At 66.4% G+C, this 16,103-nt stretch carries 16 protein-coding genes and 1 tRNA gene; 3 read left to right on the forward strand and 14 right to left on the reverse strand.

The features are described 5' to 3' along the window. The gene (locus NMI01S_RS02950; protein WP_084512207.1) at positions 1 to 1,599 is read right to left on the reverse strand and encodes a sensor histidine kinase; all 1,599 of its coding nucleotides are present in this window, start codon (positions 1,597 to 1,599) and stop codon (positions 1 to 3) included. After that, positions 1,596 to 2,333 (reverse strand): response regulator transcription factor, encoded by a 738-nt coding sequence (locus NMI01S_RS02955; RefSeq protein ID WP_084512211.1) that lies wholly within the window; start codon positions 2,331 to 2,333, stop codon positions 1,596 to 1,598. The genes NMI01S_RS02950 and NMI01S_RS02955 overlap by 4 nt, the downstream gene beginning before the upstream one ends. A gap of 196 nt (positions 2,334 to 2,529) precedes the next feature. Between NMI01S_RS02955 and NMI01S_RS02960 the strand changes: the two genes are divergently transcribed. Then, positions 2,530 to 2,736: a hypothetical protein gene (locus tag NMI01S_RS02960; RefSeq protein WP_039776063.1), complete on the forward strand. Its 207-nt coding sequence runs from the start codon at positions 2,530 to 2,532 to the stop codon at positions 2,734 to 2,736. Between the two features lie 45 nt (positions 2,737 to 2,781). On the opposite strand, the gene NMI01S_RS02965 is transcribed toward NMI01S_RS02960, so the two are convergent. The 3 genes from NMI01S_RS02965 to NMI01S_RS02975 form a co-directional block, all read right to left on the reverse strand. Next, a tRNA-Thr gene (locus NMI01S_RS02965) sits at positions 2,782 to 2,853 on the reverse strand. A 160-nt stretch (positions 2,854 to 3,013) separates the two neighbouring features. Continuing rightward, positions 3,014 to 3,256: an MbtH family protein gene (locus tag NMI01S_RS02970; RefSeq protein WP_011207082.1), complete on the reverse strand. Its 243-nt coding sequence runs from the start codon at positions 3,254 to 3,256 to the stop codon at positions 3,014 to 3,016. Between the two features lie 149 nt (positions 3,257 to 3,405). Further along, positions 3,406 to 4,245 carry an alpha/beta fold hydrolase gene (locus NMI01S_RS02975; protein WP_062994447.1) on the reverse strand — a complete coding sequence of 280 codons (840 nt, stop codon included), beginning with the start codon at positions 4,243 to 4,245 and terminating at the stop codon, positions 3,406 to 3,408. 265 nt (positions 4,246 to 4,510) lie between these two features. Between NMI01S_RS02975 and NMI01S_RS02980 the strand changes: the two genes are divergently transcribed. Continuing rightward, positions 4,511 to 4,681, forward strand: coding sequence for a hypothetical protein (locus tag NMI01S_RS02980; RefSeq protein WP_157104400.1), 171 nt, complete (start codon positions 4,511 to 4,513; stop codon positions 4,679 to 4,681). Positions 4,682 to 4,767: 86 nt separating this feature from the next. Then, positions 4,768 to 6,315 (forward strand): alpha,alpha-trehalose-phosphate synthase (UDP-forming), encoded by a 1,548-nt coding sequence (locus tag NMI01S_RS02985; RefSeq protein ID WP_062994752.1) that lies wholly within the window; start codon positions 4,768 to 4,770, stop codon positions 6,313 to 6,315. 361 nt (positions 6,316 to 6,676) lie between these two features. On the opposite strand, the gene NMI01S_RS02990 is transcribed toward NMI01S_RS02985, so the two are convergent. The 9 genes from NMI01S_RS02990 to NMI01S_RS03030 are packed head-to-tail and all read right to left on the reverse strand — an operon-like array spanning position 6,677 to position 16,100. Beyond that, positions 6,677 to 7,192, reverse strand: coding sequence for an Rv1363c family protein (locus tag NMI01S_RS02990; protein WP_062994449.1), 516 nt, complete (start codon positions 7,190 to 7,192; stop codon positions 6,677 to 6,679). Continuing rightward, positions 7,189 to 8,016, reverse strand: a complete 828-nt coding sequence (locus NMI01S_RS02995; RefSeq protein ID WP_062994450.1) for an Rv1363c family protein — start codon at positions 8,014 to 8,016, stop codon at positions 7,189 to 7,191. Before NMI01S_RS02995 ends, NMI01S_RS02990 begins: the two co-directional genes overlap by 4 nt. Further along, positions 8,013 to 9,437 (reverse strand): MCE family protein, encoded by a 1,425-nt coding sequence (locus NMI01S_RS03000; protein ID WP_062994451.1) that lies wholly within the window; start codon positions 9,435 to 9,437, stop codon positions 8,013 to 8,015. The genes NMI01S_RS02995 and NMI01S_RS03000 overlap by 4 nt, the downstream gene beginning before the upstream one ends. Beyond that, positions 9,434 to 10,681, reverse strand: a complete 1,248-nt coding sequence (locus tag NMI01S_RS03005; RefSeq protein ID WP_062994452.1) for an MCE family protein — start codon at positions 10,679 to 10,681, stop codon at positions 9,434 to 9,436. Before NMI01S_RS03005 ends, NMI01S_RS03000 begins: the two co-directional genes overlap by 4 nt. Continuing rightward, on the reverse strand, positions 10,678 to 11,943 hold the full coding sequence (locus tag NMI01S_RS03010) for an MCE family protein (protein WP_062994453.1): 1,266 nt from the start codon (positions 11,941 to 11,943) through the stop codon (positions 10,678 to 10,680). Before NMI01S_RS03010 ends, NMI01S_RS03005 begins: the two co-directional genes overlap by 4 nt. Next, the gene (locus tag NMI01S_RS03015) at positions 11,940 to 13,001 is read right to left on the reverse strand and encodes an MCE family protein (RefSeq protein ID WP_062994754.1); all 1,062 of its coding nucleotides are present in this window, start codon (positions 12,999 to 13,001) and stop codon (positions 11,940 to 11,942) included. Before NMI01S_RS03015 ends, NMI01S_RS03010 begins: the two co-directional genes overlap by 4 nt. Continuing rightward, entirely contained in the window at positions 12,998 to 14,029 is a 1,032-nt protein-coding gene (locus NMI01S_RS03020; RefSeq protein WP_084512214.1) for an MCE family protein, read from the reverse strand. The genes NMI01S_RS03015 and NMI01S_RS03020 overlap by 4 nt, the downstream gene beginning before the upstream one ends. Beyond that, positions 14,026 to 15,243 carry an MCE family protein gene (locus tag NMI01S_RS03025; RefSeq protein WP_062994454.1) on the reverse strand — a complete coding sequence of 406 codons (1,218 nt, stop codon included), beginning with the start codon at positions 15,241 to 15,243 and terminating at the stop codon, positions 14,026 to 14,028. Before NMI01S_RS03025 ends, NMI01S_RS03020 begins: the two co-directional genes overlap by 4 nt. A gap of 5 nt (positions 15,244 to 15,248) precedes the next feature. After that, on the reverse strand, positions 15,249 to 16,100 hold the full coding sequence (locus NMI01S_RS03030; protein ID WP_030518639.1) for an ABC transporter permease: 852 nt from the start codon (positions 16,098 to 16,100) through the stop codon (positions 15,249 to 15,251). Positions 16,101 to 16,103 lie beyond the last annotated feature (3 nt).

Genomic DNA, 16,103 nt, shown 5'->3' on the forward strand with positions numbered 1-16,103 from the left:
TCACTCCTGCGAACGGGGCAGGCGCACCGCGAACGTGGTGCCCTGTCCCACCGCGCTGCGCACCGAGACCGTGCCGCCGTGCGCGGCGACCAGCGCCTGCACGATCGCCAGGCCCAGTCCGGTGCCACCGCTGTCGCGGCTGCGTGAGGTGTCGGTGCGGTAGAAGCGTTCGAAGATGCGCTCGGCGTCCTCGGTCGGCAGGCCCGGCCCGGTATCGCTGACCTCGATGACGACCTCGTCCGGCGCGGGTGTCAGCGCGACGGTGACCGCGGCCTCCGGCGGGGTGTGGATCAGCGCGTTGTTGACCAGATTGCCCAGCACCTGACGCAGCCGCGCTTCGTCACCGCGTACCTCCAAAGTTCCCGTCCCCGGGCGTATTTCGAGGTCGATGGGCCGGCGTGTCTCCTCGGGTCGCTGCGCCGCGTCGACCGCCCGGGCGTTGTGCACCGCATCGCTGGCCAGTGCCAGCAGATCCACCGGCCTCCGTTCCACCGGCCGCTGCGCGTCGAGGCGCGCCAGCATCAGCAGATCCTCCACCAGCAGGCTCATCCGCTTGGATTCGCGTTCGATCCGATCCATGAACAGGGCCGGATCCGCCAGCGCCCCTTGCCGATACAACTCCGCGAAACCCTTGATCGTGGTCAGCGGGGTTCGCAGTTCGTGGCTGGCATCGGCGACGAATCGCCGCATCCGGGCCTCCGAACGCCGCGCGGATTCCTCGGATGCCTCGGTGGCGGCGAAGGCGCTCTGAATCTGGGACAGCATGCCGTTGAGCGACCGCGACAGCCGGTCGACCTCGGTGTTGTTGCCCTGCACCGGAACTCGGCGATGCAGATCCCCGTTCGCGATGGCCGCGGCGGTCTTCTCCACCTCACCGAGCGGGCGCAGGCTCCGGCGAATCACGAACTGCGCCACCACCGCGAGTACGGCGAGCACGATGAGGCCCACCGCGACCTGCAAACCGATCAAACGGTCGATGATGTTCTCGGTTTCGGTGAGGCGCAGCGCGACCACACTGGATCCCTGCGGAGTCACCACCTTGATCTCGCGCCAGTGTTCGTCGGGATCACCGACCGATCCCACGGTCTCGGGATGCTTCGACAGATCCGACGGAGTGTCCGGAACGGTGGGGCCGGAACTCAGCAGCAGACGCTGATTTCCGGTGGGTCCCGTCACCTGCACGTGGAACAGCGCGGGCGGGCGTTCTCGCCCCGGAGGTTGCGGAAGGTGCTGGGGCGGTGGCGCATCGGGGCTGGCCCAGGTGTGGGCGGCGTCGAACAGTTGCCGATCGACCTTGTCGATCAGCACATTTCGCATCGCGGAGGTCACCGCGACACCCGAGACCAGCAGTCCGACACCCGTCAGGCACACCAGCGCGACCACCAGGGTGACCCGCAGCGGCACCGCGGCCAGGCGCCGCGAGATCCGGCGCCGAATTCCGCGCCGAGGCGGGGCGACGCGCTCGGCACCTGCGCCGGACTCGCCGACGCCGCCGGATCCTGGATCGGTTCCCGGCTCGGATTCACCGGCGGGGCGCACCGGTTCGATATCGGCCGCATCGTGGGGGGCGCGTTCCCGCACCGAGCGCGGATCGCTCATTTCGCCGACGATCGGCTGCGGCTCGGCGCGCGCATCACGTAGCCGACACCGCGCAGGGTGTGGATCAGCCGGTCGGGGCCGGTGTCGACCTTCTTGCGCAGGTAGGAGACATAGGTCTCCACCACGCCCACCTCGCCGCCGAAGTCGTAGCGCCAGACGTGGTCGAGGATGCGCGGCTTGCTCAGGACGGTTCCGGCATTGACCATGAAGTACCGCAGCAGCGTGAATTCCGTCGGCGACAGGGCGACCGGTTCCCCGGCCTTCCACACCTCGTGGGTGTCGTCGTCGAGTTCGATGTCCTCGAAGCGGATGCGCGAGGACTTGGTCTCCTTCACCACGTGACCGGAGCGGCGCAGAATCACCCGCAGCCGCGCCACCACCTCCTCGAGCGAGAAGGGTTTGGTGACGTAGTCGTCGGCGCCGAGGGTGAGGCCGGTGATCTTGTCCTCGACCTCGTCCCGCGCGGTGAGGAACAGAACCGGAGCGTCGATGCCGTCGGCGCGCAGCCGGCGCAGCAGGCCGAAGCCGTCCATACCGGGCATCATGACGTCGACGATGAGGGCGTCGGGCCGGAACTGCTTGGCCCGGTCCAGCCCTTCGGCGCCGTTGGCGGCCGTGGCCACCTCGAAACCCTGATAGCGCAGACTCACCGACAGCAGTTCGACGATCATCGGCTCGTCGTCGACCACCAGCACCCGCGCCTCCGGGGTTCGATCGCCAGCCACTCCACTCATGCTGGATATCGTCTCTCCCGCAACCCGGAATGCGCTGAACGTAGTCTGGGAGTTTCCTGCGAGCCGCCTGCGCGCCGAGCGTCTTCGCGTCACCCTTGGTCGCCTTCAGGCTGTCGGCGTGTCCTGAATCTTGGTGAAGTCGACGAACGGGCGAACCACGCGCGAAAAGAGCAGAATGGACATCGGAAAGGTCGTCATGGGAGCGATACGGGGCCTGCTCGACGTGGTGTTGGGCATCCTGACGGCCGTGCTGGGCACGGTGGTCGCACTGCTCGCGGTCGTGGTGTGGATTCTCGGCGCGGTGTTGTGCGTGACCATCTTGTTGATTCCGCTGGGAATCCCCGTCTTCAAGCTCGGCAGCCGCCTGTTCGGCCTGGCTCGCCAGCTGATGCATCTTCCCTGACGACAGAAAAGGCTCCGACCTGCTGTCGCAGGCCGAAGCCGGGAGAGCCCCCTGTCAGGATTGAACTGACGACCTTCGCTTTACAAGAGCGGTGCTCTACCACTGAGCTAAGGAGGCGGGTGAAGCGGTGCAATCATAACCGGGGCGCGGGCCGTCCGGAAAAATCATGCACCACCGCAGGAGGGAACGGCACGACCTCGGCGGCTGCGTGTGCCCGCTCAGGGCATCACACAGCCGCCGATCACCGTCGCGCCGCGCCGCGCCGTCCGGCGCGGAATCAGGACTGGGCGCCCTGGCGAGCCGCGTCGTCGGCGGCCATCGCGTCACGCAGGCTCTTGGGCCGCATATCCGTCCAGTTCTTCTCCACGTATTCGACGCAGGCAGCGCGGCTGTCCTCGCCGAACACCACTCGCCACCCGGCCGGGACCTCGGCGAAAGCAGGCCACAGGGAATGCTGCTCCTCGTCGTTGACCAGAACGAAGAAGCGGCCGTCCTCGTCGTCGAAGGGGTTGGTGCTCATTTCACCTCACTGGATGCTGGCGCTGTGTACGGGAACGCGCTGTGTACGGAAACTCGCGGGGCGCGGGCACGAGCCGAAACCGACCGACCAGAGCCGTAGCCCCCGAGCGATGTGTCGACACTAGCAAGACCGACGTTACGCGTTGGCGGTTACCTCGAGGCCGCGAAGAAATCGAGCAGGATCTTATTGACCGCTTCCGGACGTTCCAGATACCCGTAATGACCGGCGTCGGGGATCTCCTGGTATCGGGCGTCGGGAATGACTTCGGCCAGCTCACGGGTCAGATATGCGGGGATCATCCGGTCGTCGGCGAATCCTATGGACAGGCATGGCACCTTGATCGCCCGATAGGCCTGCAACCGATCGAAATCGTGATCCATCCGGCGCTGGGCCCGGATTCCCGGCGATGCCGGTCCGCCGGTGAATTCGAACAGATCCAGCCAGTCGCGCGCGGAATTCGGGTCGGCCATCGTGGCGGGCGAAAGATTCATCACCGCGGTGACGGCGGCGTCGTATTTGGCGGGCAGTCGCACCCCGGAGGCGTCGAGTTCGTGCTCGCCCAGCGAGAGGGTCTTCTGGAATTGGTCGAGCCGCGCGTGTCCGGCCATGAAGACGGCCTTACGCACGAGGTCCGGGCGCGCCAAGGCCAATTCCTGGGCCACCCGTGCCCCCATCGAGGTGCCGGCGACCAGGGCCGGACCCTCGTCGAGGTATTCGATCAGCGCCGCGGTGTCGGCCGCCAATTCGTCGATGGTCATCCCGTCGGGCGCCTCATACGACGGGGCGATGCCGCGATTGTCGAACGTGCACACCCGGTAACCGGCCGCCACCAGCGCCGGAACCTGGTGCAGCTCCCACACCCGGCCGGGACTGCCGGTGCCCATGATCAGCACGACCAGCGGGGCGGTCCCCTTGGTGTCGGTGCCTTTGGCCTTGTCTCCCTTCACCTGGTAGTTCAGCGAGATTCCATTCACCGTGGCCAACGGCATGTGCTGCGACCCTTTCCACTCGATTCGTGCGGTGCTCGGTACAGGAGCCGGGCGAAATTCGCCTTCCTACCAACGTTATAGGTTCGCGGGGCTCCGGCGTTTCGCCGGTGTGACGGGACTCGCCACCGCTGTTGCGGTTCGGCAGCGGTCGGCACCAAGCCGACGGGCCCCTGTGCGGCGACCGATACCATTGACACCGCACGGCGCCGACACCACGACGGTCGAACCCTACCGCCGTGCCACGAACCCGAGCCGAGAGGACACGATGATGGCCGCGAAGAGCGCCAACGACATCGCGGACGACGACCTGGAACCGCTCGCCGACGAGACCGCACGGCAGGCACAGCGCGTCGTGGCCGCCTACGCCACCGATGCCGACGAGTGCCGCATGCTGCTGTCGATGCTCGGAATCGGTCCCAGCGCGCGCAGCGAATAGAACGAGCGCGCCGCAGCGCTCATGACAACTAAAACCCACGCCTAGTTCCGCCATTTCGGCGACCGGAGGATCCAGCAGTGGACCAGATGCGCGACATACGCAGCGATCGATCTCGAGACGCTTCGCCGGAAACCGAATCCGCACCAGCGGACCGTCCCGGGGGCGCCGGCTCCGGTTTCGTCGTGGTCGCCAATCGGCTCCCGGTGGACCTGGAACGTCTCCCCGACGGGACCAAGCGGTGGAAGCGCAGTCCGGGCGGCCTCGTCACGGCCCTGGAGCCGGTGCTGCGCAACAACAACGGCGCCTGGGTGGGCTGGGCCGGCGTCCCCGACGTGGATGTCGACCCGATCACCGAGGACGGCTTGGAGTTGTATCCGGTGCCGCTCACCGCCGAGGAGGTCGCCGCCTACTACGAGGGGTTCTCCAACGGGACGCTGTGGCCGCTCTATCACGACGTGATCGTGCGGCCGGAGTACCACCGCGACTGGTGGACGGCCTATGTGGACGTGAACCGGCGCTTCGCCGAATACACCGCGAAGGTCGCCGCCGAGGGCGCGACGGTGTGGGTGCAGGACTACCAGCTGCAGCTGGTGCCGAAGATGCTGCGCATGCTGCGGCCCGATCTGACCATCGGTTTCTTCCTGCACATCCCGTTCCCGCCGGTGGAGTTGTTCATGCAGCTGCCCTGGCGTACCGAGATCGTGGAGGGTCTGCTCGGCGCCGACCTGATCGGCTTCCACCTGCCCGGCGGCGCGCAGAACTTCCTGTATCTGGCGAGAAGGCTTGCCGGGCAACCCACCTCGCGCGGCACGGTCGGTGTGCGGTCGAAACTCGGTGTGGTGCAGGTCGGTTTCCGCACCGTGCGGGTAGGCGCCTTCCCCATCTCGATCGCCTCCGCCGAACTCGACGAGCTGTCGCGAAGACGTTCGGTGCGTGAGCGCGCCGCCCAGATCCGCAGAGAACTCGGTAATCCCAAGCACATCCTGCTCGGTGTGGACCGTCTGGACTACACGAAGGGCATCGATATCCGCCTGGCGGCGCTGCAGGAGCTCCTGCACGAGGGCCGGCTCGACCCGGCCGAGACGGTGATGGTGCAGTTGGCCACACCGAGTCGCGAACGCGTCGAGAGCTACATCCAGATGCGCGGCGACATCGAACGTCAGGTCGGCCGGATCAACGGCGAATTCTCCCGCGTCGGTTACCCTTTCGTGCACTATCTGCACCGCCCGATCCCCCGCGACGAGCTGGTCGCCTTCTTCGTCGCCGCCGACGTGATGCTGGTGACCCCGCTGCGCGACGGCATGAACCTGGTCGCCAAGGAGTACGTGGCCTCGCACAGTGGCCTCAACGGCGCCCTCGTACTCAGCGAATTCACCGGCGCCGCAGCCGAATTGCGGCAGGCCTATCTGTGCAACCCGCACGATCTGGACAGCGTCGAGAACGCGATCATGTCCGCGATCGAGGACGATCCGGAGACCAAACGCCGCCGGATGCGTTCGCTGCGCCGTCAGGTGCTCGCCCACGACGTGGACCGCTGGGCCCGCTCCTTCCTCGACGCGCTGGCCCAGGATCGGGTGGCGGGCAGTGCCCTGCTCACCGATGCGGATGTGGATCCCGGGGGCGCGGAGCGCTAGACGCCACGCGAACGCTCCCCGGCGGGGCCGGGCGGGCGATTATCGACGACTACACAGCGATCCGAGGCGGGTTCCACCCTTCGAACCGGCAGTCCGGCAGCCGGAGCGCGCCGCCCACACCGAATCTCGGTCCTGGCCTCCGCCGGAGCCGGCGGTCGCCGCACACCGCCACCCCGGATTCCGCCGCACCCGCCGGCTCGCCACACGGCCGTGACCGTGCGGCACAGGCGCGCTTCACCGGCGGGAGATCTGCGCCGCGACCGGATCCGGTATCGACCACCGATCCCGCCTCGGAATCGCTGTGCCGTCGACGGTAGGGACGAACTCTTAACGGGGATAACGGGATTCGCTTAAAGCGGGATCAGATCGGGGTGATGGCGTCGACCAGCCAGTGGCCGCCGTCCTTGTCCAGCGCGACGCGGACCCGGCTCGGCGTCACCGTCCCCTGCGGGGAATCCTTGCTGGTGGTCACCTGATTCAGGTACAGCAGCACGACCGCGTGTGAGCGCTCCGCCGACACCACCCCGCCCGCCGTGGCGGTCGCCTGCACGGTGAGCTGCTTCTCCTTGGCGCCGGGTGCGATCGCCTGCTGAATCAGCTTCAGGTAGTCCTTGCGGAACGACGGGGTGAGGTTGTCGGCCGATTTCGGCAACTCGGCGTCGACGGTCTTGAAGTCGTAGGTGAACACCGACTCCACCGCATGCCGGGCCGCGGGGACGGAGTCCGTGCGGGCCTGCTCGATCTGTTTGTCGGACCAGTACTTGTAGCCGGTGACCGAGGCCATCGCGACCGCGGCCACGAACAGCACCGCCGCGCTGATGAACAGGACGGGGCGTAGCTTGCCGGATCCTTGTTTACTCACGCCACGTTCACTCATGCCACGAACTCCACTTGCGAGGCGGTGATACCACCGTTGTCGTCGCGGTCGACCGTGACCCGGAAGCGGTAGTAGCGCTCCTGCGGATCCTTGGCACCGGCGTTGGTCAGGGTCTGCTTGGCCGCGACCAGCACCTTCGCGGTGTGGTCGTCCTGGCTCTCGACCGCGGTCTCGATGATCTCGCCGCTGGCCTTCACCTTGGCCTGCTGCACGACCTGCGCGTAGGCGTCCTTGCGCTCGGAGTACTCCTGTTTGAGCTGCCCCGAGGCGACCGAGAGCACCCGGTCGATGTCCTGCTTCGCGGTGTCGTCCTTGATATTGGTCAGATTGAGGATGGCCTGCTTGGCGGTCTGGATATATTCCGTGCGCTGGTCGGCCTGGCTGCTGACCTGATGCTGGTGGTAGGCGAAGAAGCCGCCCGAGCCGACCAGCAGGATCAACGACAGCACGGCCACCACCGCGGCGGCCCAGCCCAGCGGGCCGAGGGAGCGCTTCGCCGGCTCGGAGGTTTCGGCCGGCGCGTCGGCTGCCGTCTCCTCCGGGGTGGGGGTGCCGGTGAGCCGCACGGTCTTGTGGTCATCGGGTCCCGTCGAGCGTTCGACGGTGGGCTCGGACACCGTGCCGGTCTCGGATACCGCGTCGGCTGCCGTCTCGGAGGACGATGTCGCCCCGGTCGCCGGCGATGCGGTCGACAGTTTCACCGTCTCGTCGTCGGCCCGCGCGCCCTCGGTCCGCTCGACCGCGACCGCATCGGTCGGCGCCCCTGCCTGCCTGCTGGCGCGCCGCCGGACGCGACCGGTGGGTGTGGAATTCGATTCGCTCATTTCTGTTGCTCCTCGAGCATCGCCTGCCAACTGGACGGTACAGTGCCCGATCCGTCGGGGCCCACATCCCCCTGTCGGTAGGTCCGGCCGTCGGGTCCGGTGAAGGTGTGGTTCTTCAGGTCGTAGGTGCGCAGCGCCGCCGCCGGCCGGCTCTGCGCGGCGGGAGCGTCGCCCGGGTTGGCCGCCGGCTCACCGGACGGGGTGACCGGATGCGGATCGCCGAACGGCGGGTTGTCGCCCTCGGGCACATAACCCTGCGGGTCGTGGCAGAGTTCCGGACTCGGGGCCCGCTTACCGGGCACATCCGCGCACGGCGTGTTGCGGATACCGCGGACCGCTTCCTTCGCATTCTGCGCCACCTTGCAGTAGAGGTTCGGCGGCGTGTCCGGAGTGTCCTGCAGGGCCGGTGAGCGGCGCTGATCCTGCGGCAGGAAGCCGGTGGTGCAGCCCGGCGGGTCGTTGAGCCCGAGCATGAAGTCGACCATGGCGCCGTACTGCGTGGGCCCGCGGATGGAGGTCAGCAGCGCCGCCACCAGCTGCGGGTAGATCACCAGAATCTGTTCCACACCGGCGTGGTAGGTCACCCCGACCTGACCGACGCTGGTCAGATTCGACAGCAGCAGCGGCAGCGTCGGTTTCAGATCCTGGAAGGTCTGCGACACCTTCTGCGCGGCCGCCGGAGTGCGGTCGAGCAACTGGCCCAGCGAGGGGTCGTGCTGCCGCAGTTGATCGGTAACGGTCGCCAAATCCTTTGTCCACGAACGAATCGCGGCGTCGGACTGATTCTGGGTGTCGAGCAGCGGACCGATCTTGTCGAGCAGGTCCTTCGTCTCGTTGGTGTTCTTCTTCGCCTCCTGCACCAGTAGCGAGGCGGAGTCGATGAACTTCTGCAGATCCGGACCGGCGCCGTTGAACGCGGTGAAGGCATCGTCGATGACCTGGCGCAGTTTGGTGTCGGCGACACTGCTGAGCAGCCGGTCGGCCTGGTCGAGCATATCGCCGACATCCTGCGGAAGTTTGGTGCGCTGCACCGGGATCACCGAACCGTCGTGCAGATTCCCGCCGTGCGGATTCTCGGCCGGAACCAGATCCACGTACTGTTCGCCGATCGCCGACACGCTCTTGACGTAGGCATCGACATCGCTCGGAATCTTGAAGTCGCTGCTGATCGACAGCTTGGCGTCGACCCCGTCCGGGGTGAGCTTCACGTCCTCGACCTTGCCGACGTTGGTGCCGCGATAGGCGACGTTCGCGGTCGGGTACAGCCCGCCGGTGGCCTCGAGCTTCACGGTCACGCCGTAGCGGCCGATGCCGAACATGGCCGGCAGGTGGACGTAGACGCCCGCCATCACGACCAGGCCGATCACGGTCAGGATCGAGAAGATCACCAGCTGGATCCGGACGAATTTGCTGAGTTTCATCGACCCGCACCCCCTTGTTGCGGCGCGGGCACCGTCAGCCCGGGTATGGCGGGCAGGTTCGGAATCGGCGGCAGGCCGGGAATGCTCGGCGTCGGCGCGGCCGTGCCCGGCGCGGGCGGGGGCGGCGGCTGCATCGGCCCGGTGACCGGGTCACCCTTGCCCATCGCGGTATCGGGCGCGATCGTGCCGAGCGCGCCCTCGACCCCGCCGAAACGTCCACCCAGCGGCGTACCGGTGAGGAAGTTCGAATCCAGTCGCGCGCCGGTGAGATCGACGGTCATCAGCAGGTTGAGGTAGTCGCCCTTGAGCGCCTTGTTCAGGTTCCGCATGGGGAACGGGAAGGTGAGCAGAATCTGCAGGGCGTCGGCCAGTTTCGTTCCGGTGTCGGCCAGCGATTCCAGGGCCGGATGGAGATTGGCCAGATCCGCCTTCAGGTTGTCACCGCTCTCGGCGATCACCCGGCTCACCACATCACTCAGATCACCCAGTGCGGTAATGGTTTTGGTGATGTTCTCGCGGCGGTCGGCCAGCACGGTGAGGGCCGGATGCAGCTGCGTGACGGCCCGGGTCACCTGTTCCTTCTGGTTGTTCAGCTGTCCGGCGAAGCGGTCCAGCCCACCCATCGCGTCGATGATGTCCTTGGTCTGGCCGTCCAGGGTGCTGGTCAGCTGCGCCAGCTGCGGCAGCAGGTCGCGGATGGCATCGGACCGTCCGGAGAAGGTCTTGTTCAGCTCGTGGGTGATGGTCTCGAGCTGGGAGATACCGCCACCGTTGAGTACCACCGACAACGACGACAACGTCTGTTCGGTGGTGGGATAGACGCTCGCGCGCGACAACGGAATCACATCGCCCGGCTTCAACTGACCTTCCGGCGCAACATCTTTCGGCGCCGACAGTTCGACGTGGTTACTGCCGAGCAGGCTGGTCTGCCCGATCGCGGCCACCGTGTTGGCCGGCAGGTGCACCCCCTTCTCGAGGCTCACCGTGACCAGCGCGTGCCAATCCTCGACCTGGATGTTCTTCACCGTGCCGACCGTGACGTCGTCCACCTGCACCGGCGAATTGCGGGTCAGGGTGGTGACATTCGGCATCTGGATCTTGATCTGCCAGGCGCCCTCACCCGTCCCGGCCGCGCCGGGCATCGGCAGGGTGTTCAGGCCGTCCCACTCACATCCGGTGGCGCCCAACAGGATCACCAGACCGACGGCGGCGCCGGCGAGTCGCATGCGTCCGCGTCGCATCATCGTCCTCCTCCCGGAATCGCGAGGCCGGCAAGGCCGCTCGGCACCTCGGCCGGAGCCTCGCCGGGCGCCGGATATTCGACGCGGTCGGCCAGACTCGGGGGCGAGAAGGTCAGCTGGTTCGGGAAGGCCTGCTGCCCGGACGCCGGATTCACCAGCAGCGGTGGGTAATTCATCATCAGCGAGCTGATCACCGGTGCGACCTGCTGCTTGCACAGATCCGCGGTCCGCTGCGAACCGTTGTCCTCGAGCGCCTCGACGGCGCCACACAGGAACGCGAACGGATTGCGGAAGTTCGGCAGCACCACGGCGCCGGTCAGCGTGCCCTGCGCGGGCTTGTAGATCTGGTAGAAGTTCGACAGCGCGACCGGGCCCGAATGCAGGACCTGCTCGAGCTGCGGACGCTTGTCGGCCAGGATCTGGGTCACCTGCGCCAGATTCTGCACACTCTCGGTGAGCTGGCCGCCGCGTTCGTCCAGGAAACGCTTGACGTCGGCCACCGCCGAATCGAGGTTGTCCAGTCCGGCGCCGAGGTCGTCGGACACACCCGACAGCACCGAGGACACCGAGGCCAGCCGGCCGCCGAACTGCACGATCTGTTCGTTGCTCTTGGACAGCACGTCGACGAACTGCTGCAGGTTGCGGACAGTGCCGAACAGATCGGTGCGACCGTCGGACAACGTATTCAGCGTGCTCGACAACTCGTGGAGCGTGTCGCGCAGCGCCTGGGCGTTACCGCCCGCGAGGTTGTCCGAGGCGGTATTGACGAACCGACCGAACGAGCCCTGCTGATCCTCACCGATCGGCCCCAAGGCCTTGGACAGTTTGGTCAGCTCGGCCTTGATGTCGTCCCATTCCACCGGCACGGCGGTGTGCTCGATCGGGATCACGCCGTCGTCGTGCATCTTCGGGCCACCGGTGTACACCGGCGCCAATTGCACGAAGCGGGCCGAGACCAGATTCGGTGAGACCGTGACGGCCTTGGCATCGGCCGGGATGTCGACGCCGCGGTCGACCGTCATCGTCACCTTGGTCTTGTCCCGGCCCGGCTCGATCGCATCGATCCGGCCGACCTTGACGCCCAGCACCCGCACGTCGTCACCGGCGTACAGCCCGGTGGTGGACGGGAAATAGGCGGTGATGTGGGTCTTGCCGATATTGGTCACCGCGCCGTAGACGATCCAGCCCGCCAGCGCGACCACCAGGACGGCGGCCACGACGCGGACCCATTTCGGCACCTTCGTGATCGTGCGAATCGTGTTCATCGCGGCGGCTCCTGGATCGCGGGCCCGATCGAGGGCGGCGGGGTGGTCAGGTACTTCCAGAACGATTCGGGCACATGCTGCGGCCAGACCAGCGCGTCCACCAGCGGCTGCAACGTCATACTCGTGGCGTTGGAGACGTAGGCCTGGAAGTACGGGCCGCTGCCGACCTGTTCACCGAGGGCCGCCTCGAACGGTCCGAGCGCGTCCAAGGCCGCGTTCAGGTTGTCCTTGTTCCGCTCGAGCAGTTGCAGCACCGAATTGAGCTTGTCCAGTGTGGGTTTCAGGCTCTGCTCGTTGTCGTTGACGAAGCCGGTCAGCTGCTGTGCCAGTCCGTTGACGTAGACGATCAACTGGCTCAGGGCGGTACGCCGGGCGTCCAGCTCACCGAGCAGGTTGTTGCCGTCCAGCAGCAGGGCGTTGATCTGGTTCGACCGATCCGAGAGCACCTTGGTGACGTTCTGCGCGTGCGAGAGCAGTTCGGTCAGGGCCTTGTCGCGCGTGTTCAGGCTGCGCGAGAGTTGTGTGATGCCGTCCAGTGCCGAGCGCAGCGGCGCCGGTGTGTCGGCGAAGGCGTCCGACAGGGCGTCGAGAGTCTTGTTGACCTGATCGGTGTCCAGCCCCTTCACGGTATTGCTCAGATCGCCCAGGGCGTCGTTGAGCGAATACGGAGAAGTGGTGCGGTCCAACGGAATCGGCTGATCGCTGCGCAGCGCGCCGGACCCCTGCGGATCGACCTCCAGGGATTTGCGCCCGAGCACGGTGTTGGTCTTGATCGCGGCGGTCGTCTTCTTCCCCAGGACGATGGATTCGTCGAGGCTGAACCGCACCTTCACCTTGGGACCGTCGAGGCTGACGTCCTCGACCTGCCCGGAACGGACACCGGCGACCTGCACCTGGTCACCGGTCACCAGACCGCCGGCATCGGCGAAGTACGCGGTGAATTCGGCGCCGCTGCGAATGAACGGAAGCCGGTCGAACTGCAAGGCGGACAACGCGATCGCGACCGCCAGCACGACGCCGACGACGCCGTGTTTGATGAGCGGGGAGGTCTGGTTCACTTCGTCGAACACCTTCCGGTCGTCTGCAGACCGGGCAGATTCACATGCATCGGCTTACCGTCCGGGCCGTCCACGAGGAAATTCGTTCCGCACACGTACATGTTCAGGAACGAGCCGTACGCACCGAGGCGCACCAGCTCCTTGTAGGTCGTGGGCAGGTTCTGCAGCACCCACTCGACATCGTCGGACTTCTGGTCGAGATTGTCCGAGACCCGGCCCAGCTGATCGAAGGTCGCCTTGAGGTCCGGGCGTGCCTGCTTCAGCAGATCGGTGAGATCGCCGGTGGCGCCGGCCAGTCGCGGCAGCGCCGCGCCGATCGGATCCCGGTCCGCGGCCAGGCCACTCACCAGCCGCTGCAATTCGGTCAGCGTGGTGTCGAAATCCTTGTTGTGATCGTCGATGGTCGCCAGCACCGTCTTCAGGTTCTCGATCACGCTGCCGATGAGGGCATCGCGGTCGGCCAGGGTCTTGGCGAACGAGCCGGAACTGTTCAGCAGGGCGACCAGGGTGCCGCCCTGTCCCTGGAAGACCTGCAGCAGCGCCTCGGTCAGGGAGTTGACCTGCTGCGGGTCCAGTCCGCGCAGCAGCGGTTTGAAACCACCCAGCAGCATGTCCAGGTCCAGCGCCGGCTTGGTCTTGTCCAGGCCGATGGTGCCGCCGGAGTGCAGCACCTGCGCGGTGCCCGGGGCGTCCATCAGCTCCAGATACCGGTCACCCACCAGATTCTCGTAGCGCACGGCGGCGTGGGTGCTGGCATAGAGCTTGTACTGCCGGTCGACGTCGAAATCGACATGGGCCAGATGGTCCTTGCCGACCTTGACACTCTTCACCGAGCCGACCGGCACACCCGCGATGCGCACCTTGGACCCGGGCAGCATGCCCGAGGAACTGCTGAACACCGCGTGGTAGCCGTTCTCCCGGGCGAAGCGCATCTGCGAGAAGATGACGACCAGCAGGGCCAGCACCAGCACCATCACGAGCGTGAAGATCCCGAGTTTGACGCTGGTGGCGTGTGGTTTGAGGCTCACGGATTATCCACCCCCGGCAGACCCGCGAACAGCAACTGGAAGACCCGGGGCCCGTTCAGATGGGTGGACAGTTCCGGTGTGTACACCCGTCCCTCGCTGGTGTCGGTGACCAGGAAGTTCGAGTGGCTACCGGGTTTGCGGTCGAGGATGCCCTCGCAGTGCGGGCCACCGGTCGCATTCACCTTCGGCAGATCCTTCGGATAGGAGTAGGGCGTGCCGCCCGGCATGAAGCTGGCGTTCAACGTCACCCACGGTCCGGTTCCGCCGAAGATCTCGTTGGCGCGCGGAATCGCGCCCGCGACACCTTCGACCAGGCAGAACAGCGCGGGGTTGTATTCGTTGAGCAGTTCGGCCGTCGGCCGCAGCAGATCCAGTGCCGTCGACAGGCCGTTCTCGTTCTCCTTCAGCACCGCGCCCGTGGTGTCGGCCAGGCCGATCAGATTCACCAGCACCGCGTCGAGGCTGTCCTTGTGGCCGACGAGGGTCTTACTCGTCACGGCCGCGTTGTCGGTCGTGCGCAACAGGTTCGGCGCGGTGTCGGCGTACAGGTTGGTGACTCCCACCGATGTCTGCAGATCGCGTTGCAGATCCGGCAGACTCGGATTGATATCGCGCAGATATTCGTCACTGTCGACCAGCAGTTGACCGAGTTTGTCGCCGCGGCCCTGCAATGCGGTGCCGAGCGCGGTCAGCGTCGCGTTCAGTTTCTCCGGCGCGATCTTGCCGAGTACCTCGGTCAAATGCTGGAACAGCGTGTTGAATTCCACGGTCACCGACTGCGCGGTCAACGTGGCGCCGGCCTGCAGATGCTGCGCGGAGGGGACCTCCGGTTCGACGAAGTTCACGTATTTGGCGCCGAAGACCGTGGTCGACCGAATATCGACGGTCGAGTTCGCCGGCACCATTTTCAGTTGATCGGGGTCCATCGCGAGGGTCAGCCGAGCCTGGTCGCCGGTGTACGCGATATCGGAGACGTGGCCGATCTGCACACCGCGGATCTTGACCTTCGCGTCCTTGTCCATCACCAGGCCCGCGCGCGGGGCGTCGAGATAGACCGGTTTCGAGGTGGTGAATCCGCCCACGAACATCGTCAGAGCGACGGCGACGATCGCGGCCAGAAACAGAATCAGCGCCACCCCCGAAAGCTTGACACCCCATCCGGCGCCGAAAAACTTGCCGGCGCCTTCCTTTTCGACGAGTTTATTTGCCGCCATACCGCCTACCCGGAGAGATGGAAGTTGCCGGAGGTGCCGTAGATCGCCAGCGACATCAGCAGGGTCACCGACACCACTGCCACCAGCGAGGCGCGCACCGCGTTTCCGACCGCGATTCCGACACCGACCGGTCCACCGGTCGCGTTGTAGCCGTAGTAGGTGTGAATCATCATGACCGCCAAGGCCATGAGGATCGCCTGCACGAACGACCACAGGATGTCACTGGGAATCAGGAATGTGGAGAAGTAATGGTCGTACACACCGGCCGACTGGCCGTAGATGACGACCGTGGCGAAGCGGCTCGCGACGAACGACGCGATGACCGCCAGCGCGTAGAGCGGAACGATCGCGATCATGCCCGCCAGCACGCGGGTGCCGACCAGGAAGGGCATCGGCCGGATCGCCATGGATTCCAGGGCGTCGATCTCCTCGGCCACCCGCATGGCGCCCAGCTGGGCCGTCGCGCCGGCGCCGATGGTCGCCGCCAACCCGATGCCCGAGATCACCGGTGCCGCGATCCGCACGTTGAGGAATGCGGCGAAGAATCCGGTCAGCGCCTCGACACCGATATTGCCCAGCGAGCTGTAGCCCTGCACCGCGATGGTGCCGCCGGTGAACAGGGTGAGGAAGCCGACGATCACCACCGTGCCGCCGATCACCGCCAAAGCGCCTGTGCCCATGCTGATTTCGGCGATCAGGCGAATGGTTTCGGTGCGGTAGTGCGAGAACGCCTTCGGTACCGAAGCCAGCGACTTCGCGTAGAACTGGGCGTGATGCCCGATTCCGTCCATCGAACTCGACACCCGCCGCACACGTCGAACAGTACGGGGGAAGCGGGACTGGATTACGAACGCCATCGG

Source organism: Nocardia mikamii NBRC 108933, from assembly GCF_001613505.1.
Classification (GTDB): Bacteria; Actinomycetota; Actinomycetes; order Mycobacteriales; family Mycobacteriaceae; genus Nocardia; species Nocardia mikamii.